This is a genomic window from Helicobacter acinonychis, assembly GCF_900461455.1.
GTDB classification, from domain to species: Bacteria; Campylobacterota; Campylobacteria; order Campylobacterales; family Helicobacteraceae; genus Helicobacter; species Helicobacter acinonychis.
The window spans coordinates 998,442-1,020,567 of record NZ_UGIA01000001.1 but is presented as its reverse complement, the minus strand read 5'-3'; the positions used below and the strand labels follow the sequence as shown (position 1 = coordinate 1,020,567).

Genomic DNA, 22,126 nt, shown 5'->3' with positions numbered 1-22,126 from the left:
TTTTAAGGGTCATATTTTAAAAAATTTTTGTATAATCAACAATTCACAAGGAGTTTAAATTGAAACAAAGAACGCTGTCTATTATTAAACCGGATGCACTTAAGAAGAAAGTGGTAGGGAAGATTATTGATCGTTTTGAGAGCAACGGCTTGGAAGTCATTGCTATGAAACGCTTGCATTTAAGCGTTAAAGACGCTGAAAACTTTTATGCGATCCATAGAGAAAGACCTTTTTTTAAAGACTTGATAGAATTTATGGTCAGTGGTCCGGTGGTGGTTATGGTTTTAGAAGGTAAGGACGCTGTGGCTAAGAATAGAGATCTTATGGGAGCGACTGATCCAAAGCTCGCCCAAAAAGGCACTATAAGAGCGGATTTTGCTGAAAGCATTGACGCTAATGCGGTGCATGGGAGCGATAGCTTGGAAAACGCACACAATGAAATCGCTTTCTTTTTTGCCACTAGAGAGTTTTAAGATTAAGAGCGTTTAAGAATAAGCATGCAATTTGAAATGCGTAAAATCGCTTTTAATGTGCCTAGAGCGTTTTCTTTAGAGCATGAGGGAGTGGTTTTAGAGGGCGAAGTTGTGCGAGTGGGGGCGAAATTGTTTCGCTTGAAAGCGCAACTCAAGGGCGAGTTGGTGCTTATTTGTGATGCGAGCGGTAAAGAGTTTAAAAAAAGCCTTGATGAGTCGTTGGTTTTGCATATTTCAGATGGGTTGTGGGATACGCAAAGCCAAAGTTTAGATTTTGATAACTTAGATGTTATTGAATCTTTCAATGGTTTTATTGATTTGAGCGAAATTTTACGCTCTGAAGTGGAGTCCATTAAATTAGACTACCATTACGCAGATTGAATATAAGGAGAATTTATGGCAGTACCTGATAGAAGAGTGAGTAAGACAAGAGCGGCAAAGAGGCGCACGCATTATAGCGTTAAGTTGGCTAAGCCTATAAAAGCTAAAGACGGCACTTGGAAGCTCCCACACCATATCAATAAATTCACTAAAGAATACTAAAAGCTATCTTTAATGATAGGGAGTATTTTAAAGGATTGCAACAAGCCTTTAAAGGACGCATGATGAAAATTGTAATAGACTTAATGGGGGCTGACCATGGGGTTTTACCCATTATTGAGGGAGTTTCAAGGGCTTTAGAGAATAAGAGTTTTGGTGCTGTTTTAGTGGGGGATAAAGACAAGGCGACCCCTTTTATTTCTAAAGAGTTAGCTAGCAAAGTGGAAATGATCCACACGCAAGATTATATCAAAATGGAAGAAGCCGCCACAGAGGCTATTAAGCGTAAGGAATCTTCCATTTACTTGGGTATGGATATTTTGAAAAATGGGGCTGACGCTTTGATTTCAGCAGGGCATAGTGGGGCGACTATGGGTTTAGCGACCTTGCGTTTGGGGCGTATTAAGGGGGTTGAAAGACCTGCTATTTGCACTTTAATGCCCAGTGTTGGCAAACGCCCTAGCGTGCTATTAGATGCGGGAGCGAACACGGATTGCAAGCCTGAATATTTAATTGATTTTGCTCTTATGGGGTATGAATACGCTAAAAGCGTTTTAGGTTACGATAGCCCTAAAGTGGGTCTTTTGAGTAATGGCGAAGAGGATATTAAAGGGAACATGCTCGTTAAAGAAACGCATAAAATGTTAAAAGCTTATGATTTCTTTTATGGTAATGTGGAGGGGAGCGATATTTTCAAAGGGCTTGTGGATGTGGTGGTTTGCGATGGCTTCATGGGGAATGTGGTCTTAAAGACGACTGAAGGGGTCGCTAGTGCAATAGGTTCTATTTTTAAAGATGAAATTAAAAGTTGTCTTAAATCTAAAATAGGGGCTTTGATGCTTAAGAATGCGTTTGATACCTTAAGGCAAAAAACCGATTACGCTGAATATGGAGGAGCACCGCTTTTAGGCGTGAATAAAAGCGTGATCATTAGCCATGGCAAGAGCAACGCTAGAGCGATTGAATGTGCGATTTATCAGGCTATTAGTACCGTTAAAAGTCAGGTTTGTTTGAGGATTACAAAAGCGTTTGAGAGTTTGAAGCCTAGTGCTTCTACGCATCAAAGCGATCAACAAGACGCTTAAAGATGACTATGTTAAGGGGATTGAATGGAATTTTACGCTTCTCTTAAATCCATTGCTATGCACGCTCCAAGCGAATGCATAAAGAATGTAGCGTTTCAAGAATTTTTGGATACTAGCGATGAATGGATAGAAAAAAGGACCGGTATCAAAGAACGCCGTTTTGCTAGTGTTGGAGAAAAAAGCAGTGATTTAGGGGTGATAGCGGCTAAACAAGCCATAGAAAGGGCACATTTAACCCCACAAGACATTGACTTAGTGGTTGTAGCGACCTTAAGCCCTGATTTTTTAGCCATGCCTTCAACCGCTTGCGTGTTGAGCGCGAAACTAGGCATTGAAAACAAGCCGGCGTTTGATATTTCAGCCGCTTGCACCGGTTTTATTTATCTCTTGTCCGTGGCTAAAGCTTATGTGGAAAGCGGGATGTATGAAAATGTGCTGATCGTGGGGGCAGAAAAAACGAGTAGCGTGTTGGATTTTAAGGATAGGGGGACTTGTATTTTATTTGGTGATGGGGCTGGGGCGTGTGTGATAGGCAGGACAAAGCATTTAAAAGAAAGCATTTTGGATGTGCAGATTTCAGCGAATGGGAATTTTTCTAATTACCTCTATACGCCAAGGACTCTCAAACCCACGCCTTTTAACGCTAAAGAAGAGACTTCAGATCCTTTTTTGTGCATGAAAGGCAATGAAGTGTTTAAACTAGCGGTGAAAACGCTTTTAAAAGATGTGGAAATGATCTTAGAAAAAAATGCTCTCAAACCTGAAGATGTTCGTTTGTTTATCCCACATCAAGCTAATTTGAGAATCATTCAAGCCGTGCGAGAGCATTTGGATTTTAAAGATGAGCAAGTGGTTTTGACCGTGCATAAATACGGCAACACTTCAGCAGCTAGTATCCCTATGGCCATGGGTGAAGCTTATGAAGAAGGGCGTTTGAAAAAGGGCGATTTGATGCTTTTAGACGCTTTTGGTGGGGGATTGACTTGGGGTTCAGCATTGGTGTATTTTGGAGGCAGTTAGAAAAGGGTTAAAAGGAGCGTTAATGAAAAAGGTTGTTTTTTTATTGTTGGTTATGCTAGGGGGTTTGGGAGCACAAAGTACTTATTGCAGTGATCATTGCGAAGGCACGCCAGATAGCCGTAATCCGCCTATGGAGTTTCATTTTAGTTTTGTGCGATCGGTGAAGTATTATTTGCAAGATCCACAAGAGCGCGATTATAAGCTTAAGAAATGCCAAGAGGCTTTTGACTCTACGCTTAAAATCAATTACATCACAAAGTCGTTTAAAAAAGATTGCAAGCATGCACAAATGGCTTTGGAGCAAGCCCAAAAAGAAGAACCATAAAAACCATAAAATGGAATTTCTTTAACCAAAAAGCAACTCATTAAGCCACTTTTAAAAACGCTCTTTTAGGGTTAATTTAATTTGAGAGGTTGTAGGGGAGGGATTGTTTCAAAACCCCCTTTTCTCTTAAAAAATGGGTTGTACTAAAATTAAGACTTTAGTTGTCGGTATTCAATTGAAATAATCTTTACATTGATAAGTAAAAAAGCGAGTTTTAGAAATAGCATTAGAGCTATTATTTCTACTGAAATAACGAAATCGTGCTACCATGTTACTCCAACATGTCCAACAATTCAGGTGTCGTTTGGTATTGGTATTTATAGTCGTTACCTCTAAACTGATAAGCCCCATCAAAGATTTGAGAAGTCAATACATTTTTGATTTGTGGTAACTTCACATTCTTTAACGCTTCTCTTGGGACTTCAATCACTAATTCGCTTAATGCTTCGTCGCTTAAGGGGTTATCAATATCAAAAATGAAATTCAAGATATTGTGGAGCGAGTTATATGTAACCCTGTCAATTAAAGCATAGAGTAGTCCAACTCCCTCTGCTTGCTCTATGGCGGTTACAATGCTTTTAGATAGTCTAGGGCTGATGTTATCAAGTTGTGTCGCTAAATCTGTCGGTGAGATAAAGCAATAACCTGCATCGGTGTCTATGGTGTTAGCAAGAACGCTCGCTATAAGTGTCTTACTCGCTTTTTTGCCTTGTCGTAAAGCCTTGACAAGTTTATTGACCTTAATGTTGTGGTTATAACTTGCTTTAAAACTTTTACTTTTAGAGCATCTTTTAAATCTAGCCTTTTAATCGCTTGTAGCTCGTATTGTTGGACTTTGTTCATATCAAAAGTGCGACCAGGATAATTTCGTTCCCCTCCTAAACTGCTATGAATAGAAGTTTTAATGTGGCGTTCAATGTAGGCTTTACAAGGAATGTTAAACCCCTCAATGTCTTTAGGCATTCTCATCGCTTTTAATTTTGTCGTAGAAAGCTCCTCAAAACTAACGCCATAATTTTCCATATTTTTCTTTTCAAAGAATGTATAGACTTTATTGTGTAAGCGTGTGATAGATTGGGTTAAAGGGATAGTGAATGTGATGTCAGTGAATTTCGCCCACACATCGCCAAACTCATTAGGTAAAGCGCTCACCAATTCCACTTTATCAGTCTTTGCGTTGTCGCAATAACAAATCGCCGCTTGATTAAAGTGTCTCGCTAACAATAACAACTCCTTTGACAAATCAAATGTGTTACTAGGTTCGTTTTGGAATACAAAAAAGCTAGTCTCTTTATCAGGCAAAAGGTTGTCTTTTAAGCTTTCTTTCCAATAACCAATCACTTGAATATAACCTAAAAAGTGTCGCTTACTATCCAATAGTGATTTTAGCTTTCGTGTCCTTTTCATATTGTCTTTATAGGTGTAGCGGTATTTTTTGAGAAATTTAGGACTAGACATAAAGTCTCTCATTGTGGCTTTTTTCTTTAAGAATTTATCTACATAAAACTCACCTAATTTGTTAGCGATTGTCGTATAAATATTCTCAATCATATCCTTGTATTCTTTAAATTTCCCAGTCTCTTTCTCATTTTCAGGTTGTGGGTGAAAGAAATCTACAACTTTAATAGGATTGTATGGGTCTAAATCCACCGATTTACTTAACCAATATTGAGCTATTATGTCAGCATCTTTAGGGTCTGCTCCGCTCTTATAAGCATAGATTAGTGCGTTTCGCTCTTTTTCAGTAAAGTCTCTATAAAAAGCGTCTTTAAAAGGTCTAAATGCCGAGATAGTCCCAAAAGGTAGTCCGCTCGCAATCTTTTTATAAATACTGATAAGATTAGAGCTTTCAATCGTAGAACCTTTAATAGTCTTGTGGCTCATATCATATTTAAGTCGTGAGATTTCATCGCCAACAGCATCTAAAAACTTGCTTAAGGGCATACTCTTACCAAGCACCCTAACGCTAGGTTTATTTTGTCTAGCTAATTTCTTGTCCGCTAACGCCTTATCAATAGCTGATGTCAAGGAAATGTTTCTATGTGGCTCATCAACTAATTCTAAAAAGTCGTAATTCAATAACATTATCGTGTCCTTTCGCTTTAAATTGATTTTAACCGCTCTTTAATTAGAGAGCGATAATTTAAAACTAACTTTAGCTAAAGATTGATTGTAGCCCATTTTACGCCTTGTAGTTTATATAAGATTTTATCAATTCTTTAGCAAACGCTTTCAATTCGTTAAGAGAGTGATAGCCTCTATTTTGACAATACAAATTCACTTTAGCTTGGAGTGTGTATAGATCTGTCTTATCGTAAAAGAAACGATTATCAACCCACTTGTGGAATTTAAAGACTCTATATTGTTGTCCAATTAGAACAGAGTCTTTATTTTAAACTCTTTAGCAGAAGTCCCAATCGTTAGCGTTTAAGCGCTTTACAAAATACTAGGCGGTTACAATTTTTAGCGTTGTTTTACAAAAAATGATTTTGATGTCTCTCTCTTTAAAAAGAGAGAGTTTTAAATTTTAGCGGGTTTCAGTTGAACTTTTAATGATTACGGTGTTGTAGTCAGGCTGGACGGGGCGTTGGTTAGGCGAATTTTTCATGCGTTTTTTGATTTCAGCTAATTGCTTGGCAGAGATTTCCAAAGGCTCTTCTATCACAAACCATGCCACCCCTTCTGTGCAAGGCGGAGCGGTCAAAGAGCCGTTAAAATGGTAGTAATTGATTGTTTTAGGCAAGAAAGCGTCTAAAACTACCGCCTTAAAATCCTGTTTCTTTTGAATGCCTTCTAAAATAGGGTTAAGGTTTGGGTTTTCTTTCCCTTCTTCAAAGCCAATCGCTAACACTAACAAACGCCCTTTAGCGTCTTTATGCACGAAATGCGCACTCAAAGGCTTATTTTTACCATTGATTAAAAACTCCATAGGGGCGTGGAAATGCACATTATCCAACACATAGTCATGCCCTCTATAATTGATATGATTAGTCGGCTCAAACGAAGCCTTTAAAGTGTGGTGGGTGAAAGATACCGCTTTAGGTTTGGAAGCGGCGTATTTGAATTGCAAATCGGCTTTATCTTGCGTGTGGTAATAATGCTCAATATTGATAGGAGACTGGCTCTTACCGCTTTTGCACATTTCAAAATCTTTATGCAATTTGTCCCAATGGTGTGGGCCATTTTCTTTGTTTTTGTAATCCCAATGGGTTTTTTCAGCACCTATAAGAGAAGTTGCAAGTGCTAGAGCGATCAAAAAAGTTTTTTTCATTTCGTTATCCTTTATTTTAAATTTTTTAAACAACGACTCAATTCTAGCGCTCAAACCATAACGGATGGGGCTGTCAAAAATGAGCTTAAGGATAAGCCCCTAACGGCTTTAAATTTTATTTCAAATGGTAACAATTTTAGGGGGTTTAATCGCAAGCGGTTAAATTTTTTATCTTATAATGGGCGTTTCAAATGGGAGATTTAACCACCTTAATTTTAAGATTGAATGATGATAACCAAACAATCGTATAAAAAACTCGCCTTAATGCGGGTTTTTGTGTTTTCACTTTCGGCGTTTATTTTCAACACCACGGAGTTTGTCCCTATTGCACTTTTATCAGATATTGCAAAAAGTTTTGAAATGGAGAGCGCGAGCGTGGGGCTTATGATCACACTTTATGCGTGGATCGTGTCTCTTGGCTCATTGCCTTTGATGCTGCTTAGTGCTAAAATTGAAAGGAAACGCTTGCTGCTTTTTCTTTTTGGTCTTTTTATTGTCAGCCATATCCTTTCAGTGGTGGCGTGGGATTTTTGGGTGTTATTAATTTCGCGCATGGGCATCGCTTTGGCTCATTCTGTTTTTTGGTCTATCACGGCTTCTTTAGTCATTCGTGTCGCACCCATTGGCAGGAAACAACAAGCTTTAGGGTTATTAGCGTTAGGGAGTTCGCTAGCGATGATTTTAGGGTTACCGCTTGGGAGGATCATTGGGCAAATGTTAGATTGGCGCTCCACTTTTGGCATGATTGGGGGCGTTGCTTTGTTGGTAGCATTGCTTATGTATAGGCTGCTCCCATCTTTACCGAGTAGAAACGCCGGTACTTTATCTAGCCTTCCTGTGTTAATGAAACGCCCGCTTTTAGTGGGGATTTATTTGCTTGTGATTTTGGCTATTTCTGGGCATTTCACCACTTATAGTTATATTGAGCCTTTTATCATTCAAATCAGCCAATTTTCCCCTGAAGTGGCGACGCTGATGCTGTTTGTGTTTGGGCTAGCGGGTGTTATGGGGAGCTTTTTATTCGGTCGTTTTTATGAGAAAAACCCTAAAAAATTCATCGCTTGCGCCATTATTTTAGTCCTTTGCCCGCAACTTCTACTTTTTTCATTCAAGCATTTAGAGTGGGTAATTTTCTTGCAAATTTTCTTATGGGGGATTGGGATCACTTCGCTTGGGATTTCCTTGCAAATGAGGGTGTTGCAACTTGCACCCAATGCCACGGATGTTGCAAGCGCGATTTTTTCAGGGAGCTATAATGTGGGGATTGGATCAGGAGCGTTGTTTGGCAGTATTGTGATCCACCAATTGGGGTTAGGGTATATTGGCTTTGTGGGTGGGGCACTAGGTTTGTTGGCGCTATTTTGGTTTAATTTCATCACGATCAAATTTGGGGCAAAATAGATGAAAATCTCTCCTTAAATTGAGCGGTATTTAACTGATAAATTGTCTCTTTCTTTATGTTAAAATAACAAAATTTGTCACATTTTTTAAACAACAAGCGAGATGGCCATGCTCAAAAAAAAGATTGATTTGCATAAAGATTCTATTGGGAAGCTCTTTTTTTATTACTTTATCCCTTTAGCTTTTTCTATGATTTCACTTTCCACTTATTCTATGATAGACGGCATGTTTGTGGGCAAGAAACTGGGTAAAGAAGCTATTGCAGCGGTCAATATCGCATGGCCTATTTTTCCGGCTTTAATAGCGTATGAATTGCTTTTTGGTTTTGGGGCAGCGAGCATTGTGGGGTATTTTTTAGGTCAAAATAAAACCCATAGAGCTAGGCTTGTGTTTAGCAGCGTGTTTTATTTTGTCGCCATTAGCACCTTTATTTTGAGCATGATTTTACTGCCTTTTAGTGAAAATATCGCGCGCCTTTTTGGGAGTAGTGACGCTTTATTAAGCATGTCTAAACGCTATATTGAAATCATTTTAATGGGTGCGGTTTTTATGGTTTTGCACCCTTTGGCGGATGTTTTTGTGGTGAATGACAAACGACCGATTTTAGCGATGGTGGCGATGTTGATTGGCTCGTTAGTGAATGTTTTTTTCAACTACTTGTTTATTTTTGTTTTGGAAGTGGGGGTTCAAGGCAGTGCGATAGCCACGGTGATAGGGCATGCGATAGGCTTTTTAGTCTTAATGCAGCATTTTTGGTTTAAAAAAGGGCAGTTGTATTTTATCAAGCGTTTTTCTTTGTCTTCAATCATTTCTTCAACCAAAAGCGGTGTGCCTCAAAGCACGGCAGAATTTAGTGCCTCTATTATGATTTTATTGTTTAATACCGCTATCATACACACTGCAGGGGAGAGGTTTGTGAGTATGTATGGGATTATCATGTATAATGCGGTGATCTTTTTCACGACTTTGTTTGCGATTTCTCAAGGCATCCAACCTATTGCGAGTTTTAGTTATGGGGCTAAAAGTTTAAAGCGCGTCAAAGAGGTGTTTGTTTTTGGTTTGAAGGTGGCGTTTTGCGTGGGGATTCTTTTCTATGGCGTTTATTATTTCTTAGATGAATTTTTAATCAAGCTTTATTTGCAACCAAGCGATCAGGATGCACTTTTTATGCAAGAGACTAAAAGGGCGATGAATATTTATTATACCGGTTATGTTTTTTTAGGCATGACTTTGTTGTGCGCGGTGTTTTTCCAATCTATTCAGCGCACTAGAAGTTCGTTTATTATCACTATTTCGCACACGCTAGGGTTTATGGTGGTTTTACTACCGATTTTAAGCTATTTCTATGGGATTGATGGGATTTGGGCGACTTACCCTATCGCACAATTTTTGGCGTTTTTGACCGCGTTAGGGGTGACTTATTATGAAATCAAAAAAGGGGTTTTCACCACTTACAAAGAGAAAAACCCTATCGCTGTGAAAACTTAACCAATATTAGGGTAAAATTAAGCCATGCATGCAGAATTTTTCACTTTCGCGCTCATTATGCTTTTAATTGTGATAGCCCCTTATGTTTCTGGGTTCTTTCGTTTGCCTATCACGGTTGTAGAGATTTTATTTGGGTCCATTGGGGCGTATTTGGGCTTGATTGAGCCAACCAAAGGCTTTGAAGTCATGTCTGAAATTGGCTTTTTGTTTTTAATGTTTTTGTGCGGTTTGGAAGTGGAAATTTATTTGTTTAAAAAGTTAGGAGCTTCTCTTTTAAAACGCATTCTAGCTTATTTTTTGATTTTATACACGCTTTCATTTATCCTTACTTTTAGTTTTGGGTTAGAGCCTATTTTTATGGTGATTTTCCCCATTGTGAGTTTGGGGATGATTATGACTCTAATCAAGGATTACGGCAAAGAAACCTTATGGCTTGATCTAGTCTTAAAAGTGGGCGTTATTGGGGAGTTGTTAAGCATTGTTGGGTTAGTGGTCGTGGATGGGGTGTATTCGCATGGTTTGGGTGTGGATTTGGTGAAAGATTTAGGCATTCTTATTGTCTTTTTGATTCTAATCATCGTGGCGTTTCAAATCTTTAAGATCTTGTTTTGGTGGTTCCCGCATTTAAGGCTTTTTGTGATGCCTAAAACCAATCAATTCAACCAAGATGTGCGCTTTTCGCTGATGCTCTTTTTTTCGTTGGTTGCGATCGTGGTGTGGCTCAAAATAGAAATGGTTTTGGGGGCGTTTTTAGCTGGGTTAGTCGTTTCTACTTTTTTCCCCCATAAATCAGAGCTCATCCACAAGCTCAATGATGTGGGTTTTGGGTTTTTTGTGCCTTTGTTTTTCATCCATGTAGGCTCTACTTTAGACTTAAAATTAGTGTTCCTAAACCCGCATTTGATCCTTGAAGGGGCATTGATTGTGGCGGGCATGTTGGGTTTGCATTTAATCGCTTCAAGTTTGTTGTGGCACAAATATTTTAAAGAGACTAAAAACCTGTTTTCATTCGCTCTAGGGGTTTCTATGCCTTTAACCTTTTTAGTCACCACCGCTGCAGTGGGTTTAAAAGCGCAAGCGATCTTGCCAAACACTTACTATGCATTGCTTTTGGCAGCTATCTTTGAAGGGGTGCTATTCACAATCGTGATTAAAATGCTCAACAAAAAAGCTTAAAGAAAGCTTAAGCATCTAAATATTTAGCGTCGCTAAAGCTGTTCGCCTGAACATTATTGAATGCATTTTCTAGGCTGTCAAAGAAATGAGGGTGCAGGTTTTGCATTTCTTTTAAAAAATTTTTGGTGGCTAATCGTGCGATAGGGGGTTTATCAGAGGTGGGCTGTTTGGCTGGGCAATTGCAATCAGGGGCTATGGGGATATTTTGAGAAGTGACAAAATGAATACTACTAGCTTCTCGCACTTTAATCAAAGGGCGGATCACCAACAAGCCGTTTTCAGCCCTGTAAATAGGGGGCATGCTCCTTAAACTCCCATTATAAGTGAAATTCATAAAAAAGCTTTCCACCGCATCATCTAAATGGTGCGCGATAGCGACTTTATTATAGCCTTCCTCTAAAGCCTTAGAATACAAAGTCCCCCTTCTCAAACGAGAGCAAAACGAACAAAACGAGCTTTTTTCACGGCGTTTTTCATTGATAGTCGCAGCGATTTGGGTGTAAATAATCTCATGCTCAATGCCTTGATCTTTACACAAATCGCTCAACCATTTCAAATCTTCGCCCAAACCATAATGCACGGTAACCGCTTTAAAATCAAATTTGAAAGGGGCATGTTTTTGCATTCTGGCTAAAATACAAGCGAGCATGATAGAATCCTTGCCCCCACTCAATCCTAACAAGACTTTATCGCCTTCTTCTATGAGTTTGTAGGTGGCGTTTGTCTTGCCTACAATGTGCAAGACTTTTTTAGAAATTTCATAGGTCATTTTTGATCCTTGATTGGTTTATTTTCTGAAGTTTTGCGCTAAATGAATGATTTCTTCTTCGCTAATTTGATCGGAATTATATTTCACAATAATGATTTCTTCGCTAATATTGACATACCATTCAATAATTTTATCCCCTAAAGTTTCAAATTGTTCCCCATTATAAGCGTCTAAGGGGAAATAAACATTTTTTTGCTTAGAAGGGTTATTGAGAAAAAAGAGCGATAAGCCCCAAACAAGCCCCAAGATAACAACCACTAAGCTCGTGTTAGAAATGCCTAAATAATGGTAGCTCAACCCCCCACTCACGCCTCCAACAAAGCTCCCTAAATAGCCAAAAGTGGTGAATTGCCCTAAAACCTTGCCTTTTTCATGCACTCTAGCGAATTTAGACGCTAAAGATTGCATGATAGGCTCCAAGGTTGCAAAGCCAATAAAGAAAAACGCCACCCCAACAATAAAAAGCCATAAATATTTACCCAAAAAGCTAGAGTCTGCTAAAAACAAGCATAAATAACTCACAATAAATAAGAACACCCCCGAAAGCATCACCCCTTTAGGCTTATTGTATTTTTCAGCCATAACGCTCGCTATTCCCATGCTTAAAACCCCTAGCAGGGCTCCAGGCACATACACTAAAATTAAAAAACTCTCATCTTTATGGAATTCATTCACTAAAGCTAAAGGGATTAGCACAAAAATAAGCGTCATGAACGCTTTTTCAAAAAAAGAGCTTAGATACAAGAGATACAAGGCTTTGGAGTTGGGTTGGTAAGCTATTTTATTTTTGATTTGATAAGAAATTTTAGGGGCGTCTTTGACTTTTAAAAGCATCAATAAACTCAATAGAGTTAAGATCGCCGTGAGTAAAAAGAGCCATTTCGCACCCCCAAAAAACGCCACAACTCCTGGACCAATCGCCATGCTTATGGTAAAGCTAATGAAAATAAACACCCCCATGATGGTCATGGCTTTGGTGCGCTCTTCTTCTTTCACTTCATCAGCCACCATCGCACTAACGACCCCCCCTAAAGCCCCCATGCCTTGAATGAAGCGCCCAATAACGAGCAAAACAATATCATCCGCCACAAAGCACACTAACGAGCCCACTAAAAACAACAACAAGCACACCACTACCACCACTTTACGGCCTATCTTATCGCTAAGAATACCCATAGGGGTTTGAAAGATGATTTGCGTGAGATACGCTCCGCCCACCGCCAAACCTATAAGCAAAGGACTGCTTGAATGGAAACTATCTGCATACAAGCTAATGACAGGCAAAACAATAAAAAGCCCTAAAAACCGCAACGACGACACTAACGCCAATGGAAAAATTTTCTTAAACATGCGTAGTATTTTACAAGAAAATATCCAATTTACAAGAAAATATCCAATTTTTATCATTAATTTAGGAAAGTAGGATTGATAATAAAAGTTTAATGGATTTTTAAGAAATTTTTTTGTACAATCTCTTCTTTAATTTTTTATAATTTTAATATTTGCTTGTGTCAAGGTAGCTCAGCTGGTTTAGAGCGCTGGTCTCATAAGCCGGAGGTCGGGGGTTCAAGTCCCCCTCTTGACACCATGATTTTGATTTAATTTTCGTTTAAACTCCATTTAATCTTTTTTTTAGAAAATCTAAACTACAATAGTAGTGTTGCATCTTTTAAATTTCTTATAGGGATTTGACGATGATTTCTAGCTCTCTTTTTAGTGTTGTAGGGATGGCGGTGCTTTTTCTTATTGCTTGGGTTTTTTCTGGCGATAAAAGGGCTATTAATTATCGCACGATTATCAGTGCGTTTGTAATCCAGGTGGTTTTAGGGGCGTTTGCTTTGTATGTGCCTTTAGGCAGAGAAATGCTACAAGGTTTAGCGGGTGGCATACAAAGCGTGATTAGTTACGGCTATGAGGGGGTGCGCTTCTTGTTTGGCAATCTCGCTCCAAACGCTAAAGGCGATCAAGGGATAGGTGGGTTTATTTTTGCGATCAATGTTTTAGCGATAATCATCTTTTTTGCCAGCTTGATTTCGCTTTTATATTATTTAAAAATCATGCCTTTAGTGATCAATCTTATCGGTGGGGCGTTGCGAAAATGTTTAGGCACTTCTAAAGCAGAAAGCATGAGTGCAGCGGCTAATATTTTTGTCGCGCACACCGAAGCGCCCCTAGTCATTAAACCTTATTTGAAAAGCATGAGTGATTCAGAGATTTTTGCGGTCATGTGCGTGGGTATGGCGAGCGTTGCAGGGCCTGTGTTGGCTGGGTATGCGAGCATGGGTATTCCTTTGCCTTATTTGATCGCTGCATCGTTTATGTCCGCTCCTGGGGGTTTGTTGTTCGCTAAAATCATCTACCCACAAAGCGAAAAAATTTCTAACCATGCAGATATTTCTGTGGAAAAGCATGTCAATGTTATAGAAGCTATCGCTAATGGGGCAAGCACAGGGCTTCATTTGGCTTTGCATGTGGGGGCGATGCTTTTAGCTTTTGTGGGGATGCTTGCACTCATTAATGGGCTTTTAGGGGTTATAGGGGGATTTTTGGGCATGGAGCATTTGTCTTTAGGGGTGGTTTTAGGCACGCTTTTAAAACCTTTAGCCTTTATGTTAGGCATTCCTTGGAGTCAAGCTGGGATTGCCGGAGAAATCATAGGCATTAAAATCGCTCTCAATGAATTTGTGGGCTATATGCAATTATTGCCTTATTTGGGCGATAACCCTCCTTTAATCTTGAGCGAGAAAACTAAAGCCATCATCACTTTTGCGTTGTGTGGGTTTGCTAATTTAAGTTCAGTCGCTATGCTTATTGGAGGGCTTGGTAGTTTAGTGCCTAAAAAGAAAGATTTCATTGCAAGACTCGCTTTAAGAGCGGTGCTTGCAGGCACTCTTTCTAATTTCATGAGCGCGACTATCGCTGGGCTATTCATAGAGCTAAACAGCCATTAAAAGGACAAGACATGCAAAAAAGAGTGGTGGTTTTATTACTAGATTCTTTTGGTATAGGGGCTAGTGAAGACGCTAAAGATTTTGGCGATTTGGGGGCGAACACTTTAGGCAATATCGCTAAGGCTTGTTTTAACAACCTAGCTGATTCTAATGATCGCAATGGGGCTTTAAAACTGCCTAACTTAGAGAGTTTGGGTTTAGGCTTGAGCGCTTTAAAAGCCACGAATGAATTGCCTTTGGGTTTTGATTCTCATCCCAACTTAATAGGGGCTTACGCTTACGCTCAAGAACTCTCTAGTGCTAAGGATACGATTTCTGGGCATTGGGAGATGATGGGTGCACCCATTCTTTTTGAATGGGGGTATTTTAAAGATAAAAACAATTCTTTCCCTAAAGAAATTTTAGATGAAATTATGCATAAAACCAAGATTAAGGGTTATTTAGGGAATTGCCACGCATCAGGGACTGAAATCATTAAAGATTTAGGCGAAAAGCATTTAGAAACTTTGTACCCCATTTTTTACACTTCAGCGGATTCAGTGTTTCAAATCGCTGTGCATGAAGAAAAGTTTGGGCTTGATAAGTTATACGCCCTTTGTGAAGAAGTGTTTGAAATTTTAGAGCCTTTAAAAATCGCCAGAGTGATCGCAAGGCCTTTTATTGGCACAAATAAAGATAATTTCAAACGTACTTCCAACCGCAAAGACTATGCGATAAAGCCTCATAAAAAATTGCTTTTTGAAACATTCATTGAAGAAAAACAAGGCGAAGTCATTAGCATTGGAAAAATCGCTGACATTTACGCCCATGTGGGGATCACTCAAAAATTCAAAGCCGGTAGTTTGATGGAGCTGTGCGATGTAACTTTAGAGCAGGTCAAAAACGCCCAAAACAATAGCTTGATTTTTACGAATTTTGTGCATTTTGATAGCGATTATGGGCATAGGCGTGATGTGATTGGGTATGCTAACGCTTTAGAATATTTTGATGCGTACTTAAAAGAGATTTTAGAAAGTTTAAGAGAAAATGACTTGCTCATTCTTTGCGCTGATCATGGGTGTGATCCTAGTTTTAAGGGCACAGATCACACACGAGAATATATTCCTGTTTTGATGTATCACAAAGATTTACAACCGACCTTTTTAGGCAGGAGCGAGACTTTTGCGGATATTGGGCAGAGTATCGCTCATTTTTTGGGATTAAGCCCCCTAGATTATGGCAAAAATTTATTGAATTTTAAAGGACAACCATGACCCCTCACATTAACGCCAAAATCGGCGACTTTCATCCTCAATGCATTTTATGCGGCGATCCTTTAAGGGTGAGCTATATTGCAAAAAATTTTTTACAAGACGCTAGAGAGATCACGAATGTGCGTAACATGCTCGGTTTTAGCGGGAAGTATAAGGGGAAGGAAATTTCTTTAATGGGGCATGGCATGGGCATTGCGTCATGCACGATTTATGTTACAGAGTTGGTTAAAACCTATCAAGTTAAAGAGCTTTTAAGGATTGGCACTTGTGGGGCGATCAGCCCGAAGGTCGGCTTGAGAGACATTATCATGGTTACTGGAGCTTCAACGGACTCTAAAACCAATCGGATCCGTTTCTTGAACCATGATTTGAGTGCAACGCCTGATTTTGAATTGAGCTTAAGGGCGTATCAAACGGCAAAGCGTTTGGAAATTGACTTGAAAGTGGGTAATATTTTTACGAGCGATTTTTTCTATTCTTTTGAAACGCATGCCTTTGATTTGTTGGCCAAATACAACCACTTGGGTATTGAAATGGAAGCGGCAGGGTTATACGCCACGGCGATGGAATTAAGTGCTAAAGCTTTATGCTTATGCTCCGTGTCTGATCATTTGATCACTAAAGAAGCCTTAAGTCCTAAAGAAAGGATAGAAAGTTTTAACAACATGATCATTCTAGCTTTAGAGATGATGGGCTAACGATCTTTTTAAACTTTATTTTTTGCCCCCATAAGTTAAGGATAAACTTTTAAGGAAAACCCTTAAAGTTAAAAGCCTTAAGGGAGCTTTGGAAAAACTAAAGCTATCTTTCTAACGAAACAATCACTTTAAACCCTAAAAAAGAAATTTCAAGGCATAATGTTCTCTAGGAGTTTTTGCCATTTTTGTCGTTCATGGCAAACTCCTTATGTAAAGGTTATTCCCATAATTGCACTTATGGGGGTGTTTATTTTACAACAATCTTTCCAAAACCAATATGAAATCAAATTAAAAAATTAAAGTTAGCTTAAAAAGGTTTTTACCCGCTTCTTTCAATCTAAACAAAACAAGTAAATACCTTAAGGCAATTTTTAAAATAAAAGTGGTAATATAACCCCAAAGCCCCTTATTAAATTAATCTATACCAAATAGTAAGGAGTTATCTAACATGGGGTTTTTTAAGCTTAAAGAACACAACACTAACATTGCTACCGAGTTTAGAGCAGGTTTAACGACCTTTATCACCATGGTCTATATCGTGCCTTTAAACGCTCTTATCCTTTCTCACGCCAACATGCCTTATGAAGCCCTTTTAAGTGCGATCGCTATCATCACTATCTTATCAAGCGTGTTTAATGGGCTATGGGCAAACACCCCCATCGCTATGAGCGTGGGATTAGGGTTGTCAGCTTATTTTAGCTTTGGGCTAGTTCAAGGGTTAAAACTCCCTTGGCAGAGCGCTTTAGGCATCGTAGCGCTCTCTGGAGCGATTTTTGTGGTTTTGTCTTTCACCAAATTTAGAAGTTGGGTCATGCGAAGCATTCCTAGCGATTTAAGGCGTGCGGTGAGCGCGGGGATAGGTGCTTTTATCGCGTTTATTGGTCTTAAAGAAATGCATATTGTAGTCACCCATAAGACCACGCTTGTCACTCTAGGCGATTTTAGCGATCCGCATGTGCTATTAGGGGTTTTTGGGATCATTTTAACTTTTGCACTCTACACGCTAAAAGTTAGAGGCTCTTTTATCCTAGCGGTGCTGATAGTCTCTGTTTTCGCATGGGTTTTTAAGATAGATCCTTACCCCACCGAAATTTTTTCCATGCCCGCTAGTATTAGCCCTATCGCCTTGCAACTAGACATTAAAGGCGTTTTTTTTGATGCGAGCGGGGCTTTCACTTTGGCGTTAGTGCCGGTTATTATCACTTTTTTTGTAACCGATTTGTTTGATTCTTTAGGCACGCTTGCAGGGATTGGCCATAGGACTGGTTTCTTTAATGACAAAGAGACAAACAAGGATTTAGAAAAAACTTTAGAAGCGGACGCAGCGGTTTCTTTAGCGAGTGCGGTGGTGGGCGTTTCTACCACGACAGCTTTTATAGAGAGCGCGAGTGGGGTTGAAGAAGGGGGGCGCACAGGGCTTACCGCGGTTTTTACTGGGTTGTTTTTTGTCTCAACACTCTTTTGCTTACCTCTCTTAAAAGCCATTCCTAGCAACGCGATTTATCCGGTGCTTGTGATAGTAGGGGTTTTGATGTTTAGTGCATTAGAGGGCGTGAATTTCAAAGACATGGCCGTTAGCGTTTCCACTTTTTTAACCGTGGTGATGATGCCTTTAACCTTCTCTATCACCGACGGATTAGCCTTTGGTTTCTTGTCCTATGGCATCATTAAGTTAGTCCAAAAAGACTTTAAGGCTATCAATTTTGGCATCATCACTCTTTGTATCATTTCCTTTTCTGTATTCATTTTCCGTTAAGCTCTTTTTAAGGGGCTTTGCTTTTTTTACCCACTTCTTGGCTCTTTTTCTCATTTTAAATCGTTTATTATCCTAAAACACTCACAATAGCATTATGATTATAGTAACTCAATCATAAGGAGAAGGTATGCAAAAGACTTCTAACACTTTGGCGCTGACGAGCTTGACGGCGTTATTCTTTTTAATGGGTTTCATCACGGTTTTAAATGACATTTTAATTCCGCATTTAAAACCCATTTTTGACTTGACCTATTTTGAAGCCTCGCTCATCCAGTTTTGCTTTTTTGGGGCGTATTTTATCATGGGGGGAGTTTTTGGGAATGTGATCAGTAAAATCGGCTACCCTTTTGGCGTGGTGCTTGGCTTTGTGATCACGGCGAGTGGGTGTGCGTTGTTTTATCCGGCGGCGCATTTAGGTTCTTATAAGGTGTTTTTAGGGGCGTTGTTCATTTTAGCGAGTGGGATTGTGTGCTTGCAAACTGCCGGAAATCCTTTCGTAACCTTGCTTTCAAAGGGTAAAGAAGCCAGAAACTTGGTTTTAGTCCAGGCGTTCAACTCGCTTGGCACGACTTTAGGGCCTATTTTTGGGAGCTTGTTGATTTTTAGCACGACTAAAATGGGCGATAATTCAAGCTTGATAGACAAATTGGCGGACGCTAAAAGCGTTCAAATGCCTTACTTGGGCTTGGCGGCGTTTTCGCTCCTTTTAGCGCTCATCATGTATCTTTTAAAATTGCCTAATGTGGAAAAAGAAATGCCTAAAGAGACGACGCAAAAAAGCCTGTTCTCGCACAAACACTTTGTTTTTGGAGCTTTAGGGATCTTTTTTTATGTGGGAGGAGAGGTTACGATTGGCTCATTCTTGGTGTTGAGCTTTGAAAAGCTTTTAAATTTAGACGCTCAAACAAGTGCGCATTACTTGGTGTATTATTGGGGAGGTGCGATGGTAGGGCGCTTTTTAGGTAGTGTGCTGATGAATAAAATCGCTCCTAATAAATACCTAGCTTTCAACGCCTTAAGCTCTATTGTTCTTATCGCTTTAGCCATTCTCATTGGAGGTAAGATCGCTCTATTTGCTTTGACTTTTGTGGGTTTTTTTAACTCTATCATGTTCCCTACCATCTTTTCTTTGGCCACGCTCAATTTAGGGCATCTCACTTCTAAGGCTTCTGGAGTGATCAGCATGGCAATTGTGGGAGGGGCGTTAATCCCCCCCATTCAAGGCGTGGTTACAGATAAGCTAGCGGCAGCTGATTTGAATTTGCTCTACGCTTATAGCGTGCCGTTGTTATGCTATTTTTATATTTTGTTCTTTGCTCTTAAAGGATATCAACAACAAGAAAACTCCTAAAAAAAGGGGGTTTCTTTTTTATTTTTCTTTGCTTACTTTTGAAAGCTTAAAAAATACTAACAGCATTTTTAAAACAAAAACAAAAGAGCTTGACGCTAGTCAAGTAAAACCCCACAGAGTGGTTAAAATTTCATTTTAAAAAATATTAAGTTTTATTTGTTGGTAGTGCATGCAAATTTTTAAAATTTTAAGACGCACTCACAAACACCCCTAACGAATAAAAACCTCCTAGTCATCAAAAGACTAAGAGATTTTTAAGAATGAAGCTAAAAAGAAGACTAGTAAATGGGTTTAGCGTCTTTGAATTTGTATTCCGTAAGAAACCCAGTGCCATCAAAATTACCCACTAAAGAGAGCTTTGCAATATCTTCTAGTTGGCAATCCGTTTCTAAAATAAGATAGGGCACTTCATTTTGACCGATTAAGGTGACTACCCTGCCTTTTTTCTCACGGCTTTGTTTGGGGAATTCTTTAGGATCAAGGCTTGTAGTGTCGCCGGTTTGGAGCATTCTAAAAGCATAGCACATGCCTTCATTGATTTGAGCGCTATAAATTTTGCCTTTTTTAACTTCTTGATTAACCCCCGGTTTAAGCTTGATGCGTATTTCGGAATGGATTTGAACTTCTTCCATTTTGCCGTTATAGTTACGCACCTGCACTTTATGCACGCCATTAGGATCCCCCTTTTTAAGCAAAGAATCTTCATAGCTGAATTTTTGAATGTCTAAATCCCCATCAATAAAGCTCCTAGCGTTAAGTTGAGCACTCAAAAGCCCCACGCCTAGCAACCCAACTAACGAAGATTTTAAATAACGCTTATAACAAGAAAAATCATTCACAAATAATCCTTTTCAAATAAAATAAATCTTTCAAAAATACAGAGTTAAAGACCCATGATCCTAGCAACAAAAACGCACTCTGTCAAGCAAAGCCTAAAAATCATTCAAAAATAATTTCTTCCGGCTTGATTCCATCCCCATAAATGGGTGCTAAAGTCTCTTGATAAGCTTCTTTTAAAAAGCCGCTAGAAATGAGAGAATCAATTTCATTATTCAGCCATTCTAAAAGTTTAGGGTTGCCTTTTTTAATCGCTGGAGCGATCACATCCTTATCGCCAAGGTTTGTAATACCCAATTTAAATTCAGGGTGTTGTTTCGCCCAAGCGAGTAAGAGAGTGTTATCATGGGCTAATGCGATAGCCTTATCTTTTAAAAGGGCTAGAAAAGTCTCTGTGTTTTGCTCAAATTTTAAAAGTTTGATATGGGGGTAATTTTTAGTGAAATAAAAATCTGCTGTCGTGCCTTTATTCACAATAAGCTCTTTATCTTTCAACTCTTCTATATTTTTAATCGCCCCATCTTTAGAGATAACCCCTAAAGCGACTTTCATATACGGCTTAGCAAAATCTACGACCGCTTCTCTTTCTTTAGTGCGCGTGAAATTAGCCATGATAACATCCACTTTATTGGCCTTTAAAAATTCCACCCTAGCTGAGGCTTCTACGGGAATAAACTCTATCTTATTTTCATCGCCCAATAAATCAAGCACTATGCGTTTAGCGATAACTACATCATAACCTTGATATTTCCCTTTAGAATCCACAGAGCCAAAAGGAGGTTTATCGCTAAAAACCCCCACTTTTAAAACCCCCCTTTGTTTAATGACTTCTAAAGCGTCTTTCTTTTCTTTATGGCTATCAGAGCATGCATTAAAGACTAAAGCGATCAAAATTAAAAATAGTCCCCATGCCTTAAAAAGCTTATTGGTTTTCATGAAACCACCTTCTTTTGAAAATTAAAAGCATCTTTTTAGCAAACTTTATTTAACAACTCCCTAAAAAATGAAAAGTTTCTAAAAATTTTTGCGCTCTTTGAGATTTAGGGTGGTTAAAAAACTCTTTAGCGCTATTTTCTTCAGCGATCTTACCGCTATCAAAAAACACGATTTTACTAGCGATTTTTTGGGCGAATTTCATTTCATGCGTTACAATCACCATGCTCATGCCCGTTTTAGCTAATTCTAAAATCACTTCTAAAACTTCTTTAACCATTTCAGGGTCTAAAGAGGCGGTTACTTCATCAAAAAGCATGATTTTTGGCTGCATGCATAAAGAACGCACAATCGCTACTCGCTGTTTTTGCCCACCGCTCAACTCTTTAGGGTAAGCTTTTTGTTTATGCTCCAAACCCACTCGTTTTAAAAGCTCTATGGCTTGAGAAATGACCTCATCTTTGGAGCGTTTTTGCACTTTTAAAGGAGCGAGCAAGATATTATCCAGCACATTTAAATGCAAGAACAATTCATAATTTTGAAACACCATGCCTATTTTTTGGCGCATTTTATTCCAGTTAGTGCTTGGCGTATTAAGGTTAATGTTTTCAAAAAGAATTTCACCTTCATCAATCTTTTCAAGCCCATTCAAACACTTTAAAAAAGTACTTTTCCCACACCCACTAGGCCCTAAAATCACTGCCACTTCACCCTTATTTAAAGTGAAATTAATGCCGTCTAAAACCAAATGGTTTTGATAGGTTTTTTTTAACCCTTTGGTTTCTAAAATCACGCTCAT

At 39.0% G+C, this 22,126-nt stretch carries 22 protein-coding genes and 1 tRNA gene; 15 read left to right on the top strand and 8 right to left on the bottom strand.

Going from position 1 to position 22,126, the window contains the following annotated elements; genetic code table 11:
• The first annotated feature begins 59 nt into the window (after positions 1 to 59).
• From ndk to DYI00_RS04860, 6 genes are all read left to right on the top strand, one after another.
• Positions 60 to 473 (top strand): nucleoside-diphosphate kinase, encoded by a 414-nt coding sequence (gene ndk, locus DYI00_RS04885; RefSeq protein WP_011577335.1) that lies wholly within the window; start codon positions 60 to 62, stop codon positions 471 to 473.
• Positions 474 to 497: 24 nt separating this feature from the next.
• Entirely contained in the window at positions 498 to 854 is a 357-nt protein-coding gene (locus DYI00_RS04880; protein ID WP_011577336.1) for a DUF177 domain-containing protein, read from the top strand.
• Positions 855 to 869: 15 nt separating this feature from the next.
• Positions 870 to 1,016, top strand: coding sequence for a 50S ribosomal protein L32 (gene rpmF / locus DYI00_RS04875; protein ID WP_000290428.1), 147 nt, complete (start codon positions 870 to 872; stop codon positions 1,014 to 1,016).
• A 62-nt stretch (positions 1,017 to 1,078) separates the two neighbouring features.
• Entirely contained in the window at positions 1,079 to 2,098 is a 1,020-nt protein-coding gene (plsX, locus tag DYI00_RS04870; RefSeq protein ID WP_011577337.1) for a phosphate acyltransferase PlsX, read from the top strand.
• Between the two features lie 24 nt (positions 2,099 to 2,122).
• Positions 2,123 to 3,118 (top strand): ketoacyl-ACP synthase III, encoded by a 996-nt coding sequence (locus tag DYI00_RS04865; protein WP_011577338.1) that lies wholly within the window; start codon positions 2,123 to 2,125, stop codon positions 3,116 to 3,118.
• A 22-nt stretch (positions 3,119 to 3,140) separates the two neighbouring features.
• The gene (locus tag DYI00_RS04860) at positions 3,141 to 3,443 is read left to right on the top strand and encodes a hypothetical protein (protein WP_011577339.1); all 303 of its coding nucleotides are present in this window, start codon (positions 3,141 to 3,143) and stop codon (positions 3,441 to 3,443) included.
• Between the two features lie 271 nt (positions 3,444 to 3,714).
• On the opposite strand, the gene DYI00_RS08745 is transcribed toward DYI00_RS04860, so the two are convergent.
• From DYI00_RS08745 to DYI00_RS04850, 3 genes are all read right to left on the bottom strand, one after another.
• Positions 3,715 to 3,930 (bottom strand): hypothetical protein, encoded by a 216-nt coding sequence (locus tag DYI00_RS08745; RefSeq protein WP_011577340.1) that lies wholly within the window; start codon positions 3,928 to 3,930, stop codon positions 3,715 to 3,717.
• 194 nt (positions 3,931 to 4,124) lie between these two features.
• Complete coding sequence (locus tag DYI00_RS04855; protein WP_011577341.1) at positions 4,125 to 5,528, bottom strand: hypothetical protein; 1,404 nt, start codon at positions 5,526 to 5,528, stop codon at positions 4,125 to 4,127.
• Between the two features lie 442 nt (positions 5,529 to 5,970).
• Positions 5,971 to 6,714, bottom strand: a complete 744-nt coding sequence (locus DYI00_RS04850; RefSeq protein WP_011577342.1) for a carbonic anhydrase — start codon at positions 6,712 to 6,714, stop codon at positions 5,971 to 5,973.
• Positions 6,715 to 6,939: 225 nt separating this feature from the next.
• Between DYI00_RS04850 and DYI00_RS04845 the strand changes: the two genes are divergently transcribed.
• The 3 genes from DYI00_RS04845 (at position 6,940) to DYI00_RS04835 (ending at position 10,779) form a co-directional block, all read left to right on the top strand.
• Positions 6,940 to 8,115, top strand: coding sequence for a sugar transporter (locus DYI00_RS04845; protein WP_011577343.1), 1,176 nt, complete (start codon positions 6,940 to 6,942; stop codon positions 8,113 to 8,115).
• 108 nt (positions 8,116 to 8,223) lie between these two features.
• The gene (locus DYI00_RS04840; protein WP_041600259.1) at positions 8,224 to 9,603 is read left to right on the top strand and encodes an HP1184 family multidrug efflux MATE transporter; all 1,380 of its coding nucleotides are present in this window, start codon (positions 8,224 to 8,226) and stop codon (positions 9,601 to 9,603) included.
• Between the two features lie 24 nt (positions 9,604 to 9,627).
• Entirely contained in the window at positions 9,628 to 10,779 is a 1,152-nt protein-coding gene (locus DYI00_RS04835) for a cation:proton antiporter (RefSeq protein ID WP_011577345.1), read from the top strand.
• A gap of 7 nt (positions 10,780 to 10,786) precedes the next feature.
• Here the strand turns inward: DYI00_RS04835 and DYI00_RS04830 are convergent, their stop codons facing one another.
• On the bottom strand, positions 10,787 to 11,548 hold the full coding sequence (locus tag DYI00_RS04830; RefSeq protein WP_011577346.1) for a tRNA 2-thiocytidine(32) synthetase TtcA: 762 nt from the start codon (positions 11,546 to 11,548) through the stop codon (positions 10,787 to 10,789).
• 18 nt (positions 11,549 to 11,566) lie between these two features.
• Complete coding sequence (locus DYI00_RS04825; RefSeq protein WP_041600176.1) at positions 11,567 to 12,898, bottom strand: MFS transporter; 1,332 nt, start codon at positions 12,896 to 12,898, stop codon at positions 11,567 to 11,569.
• Positions 12,899 to 13,058: 160 nt separating this feature from the next.
• Between DYI00_RS04825 and DYI00_RS04820 the strand changes: the two genes are divergently transcribed.
• The 6 genes from DYI00_RS04820 to DYI00_RS04795 all read left to right on the top strand — a co-directional run bounded on the left by DYI00_RS04820 (position 13,059) and on the right by DYI00_RS04795 (position 19,557).
• Positions 13,059 to 13,136, top strand: a tRNA-Met gene (locus DYI00_RS04820).
• A gap of 106 nt (positions 13,137 to 13,242) precedes the next feature.
• On the top strand, positions 13,243 to 14,499 hold the full coding sequence (locus DYI00_RS04815) for a NupC/NupG family nucleoside CNT transporter (protein ID WP_011577348.1): 1,257 nt from the start codon (positions 13,243 to 13,245) through the stop codon (positions 14,497 to 14,499).
• Positions 14,500 to 14,510: 11 nt separating this feature from the next.
• Positions 14,511 to 15,752, top strand: a complete 1,242-nt coding sequence (locus DYI00_RS04810; protein WP_104687395.1) for a phosphopentomutase — start codon at positions 14,511 to 14,513, stop codon at positions 15,750 to 15,752.
• Positions 15,749 to 16,450 carry a purine-nucleoside phosphorylase gene (gene deoD / locus DYI00_RS04805; RefSeq protein WP_011577350.1) on the top strand — a complete coding sequence of 234 codons (702 nt, stop codon included), beginning with the start codon at positions 15,749 to 15,751 and terminating at the stop codon, positions 16,448 to 16,450. The genes DYI00_RS04810 and deoD overlap by 4 nt, the downstream gene beginning before the upstream one ends.
• A 448-nt stretch (positions 16,451 to 16,898) precedes the next feature.
• Complete coding sequence (locus DYI00_RS04800; protein WP_011577351.1) at positions 16,899 to 18,206, top strand: NCS2 family permease; 1,308 nt, start codon at positions 16,899 to 16,901, stop codon at positions 18,204 to 18,206.
• Between the two features lie 127 nt (positions 18,207 to 18,333).
• Positions 18,334 to 19,557, top strand: coding sequence for a sugar MFS transporter (locus DYI00_RS04795; protein ID WP_011577352.1), 1,224 nt, complete (start codon positions 18,334 to 18,336; stop codon positions 19,555 to 19,557).
• Between the two features lie 278 nt (positions 19,558 to 19,835).
• On the opposite strand, the gene DYI00_RS04790 is transcribed toward DYI00_RS04795, so the two are convergent.
• From DYI00_RS04790 to DYI00_RS04780, 3 genes are all read right to left on the bottom strand, one after another.
• Entirely contained in the window at positions 19,836 to 20,396 is a 561-nt protein-coding gene (locus tag DYI00_RS04790; RefSeq protein ID WP_011577353.1) for a hypothetical protein, read from the bottom strand.
• Positions 20,397 to 20,496: 100 nt separating this feature from the next.
• Positions 20,497 to 21,330: a transporter substrate-binding domain-containing protein gene (locus DYI00_RS04785; protein ID WP_104709256.1), complete on the bottom strand. Its 834-nt coding sequence runs from the start codon at positions 21,328 to 21,330 to the stop codon at positions 20,497 to 20,499.
• Positions 21,331 to 21,379: 49 nt separating this feature from the next.
• Positions 21,380 to 22,126 (bottom strand): amino acid ABC transporter ATP-binding protein, encoded by a 747-nt coding sequence (locus DYI00_RS04780; RefSeq protein ID WP_011577355.1) that lies wholly within the window; start codon positions 22,124 to 22,126, stop codon positions 21,380 to 21,382.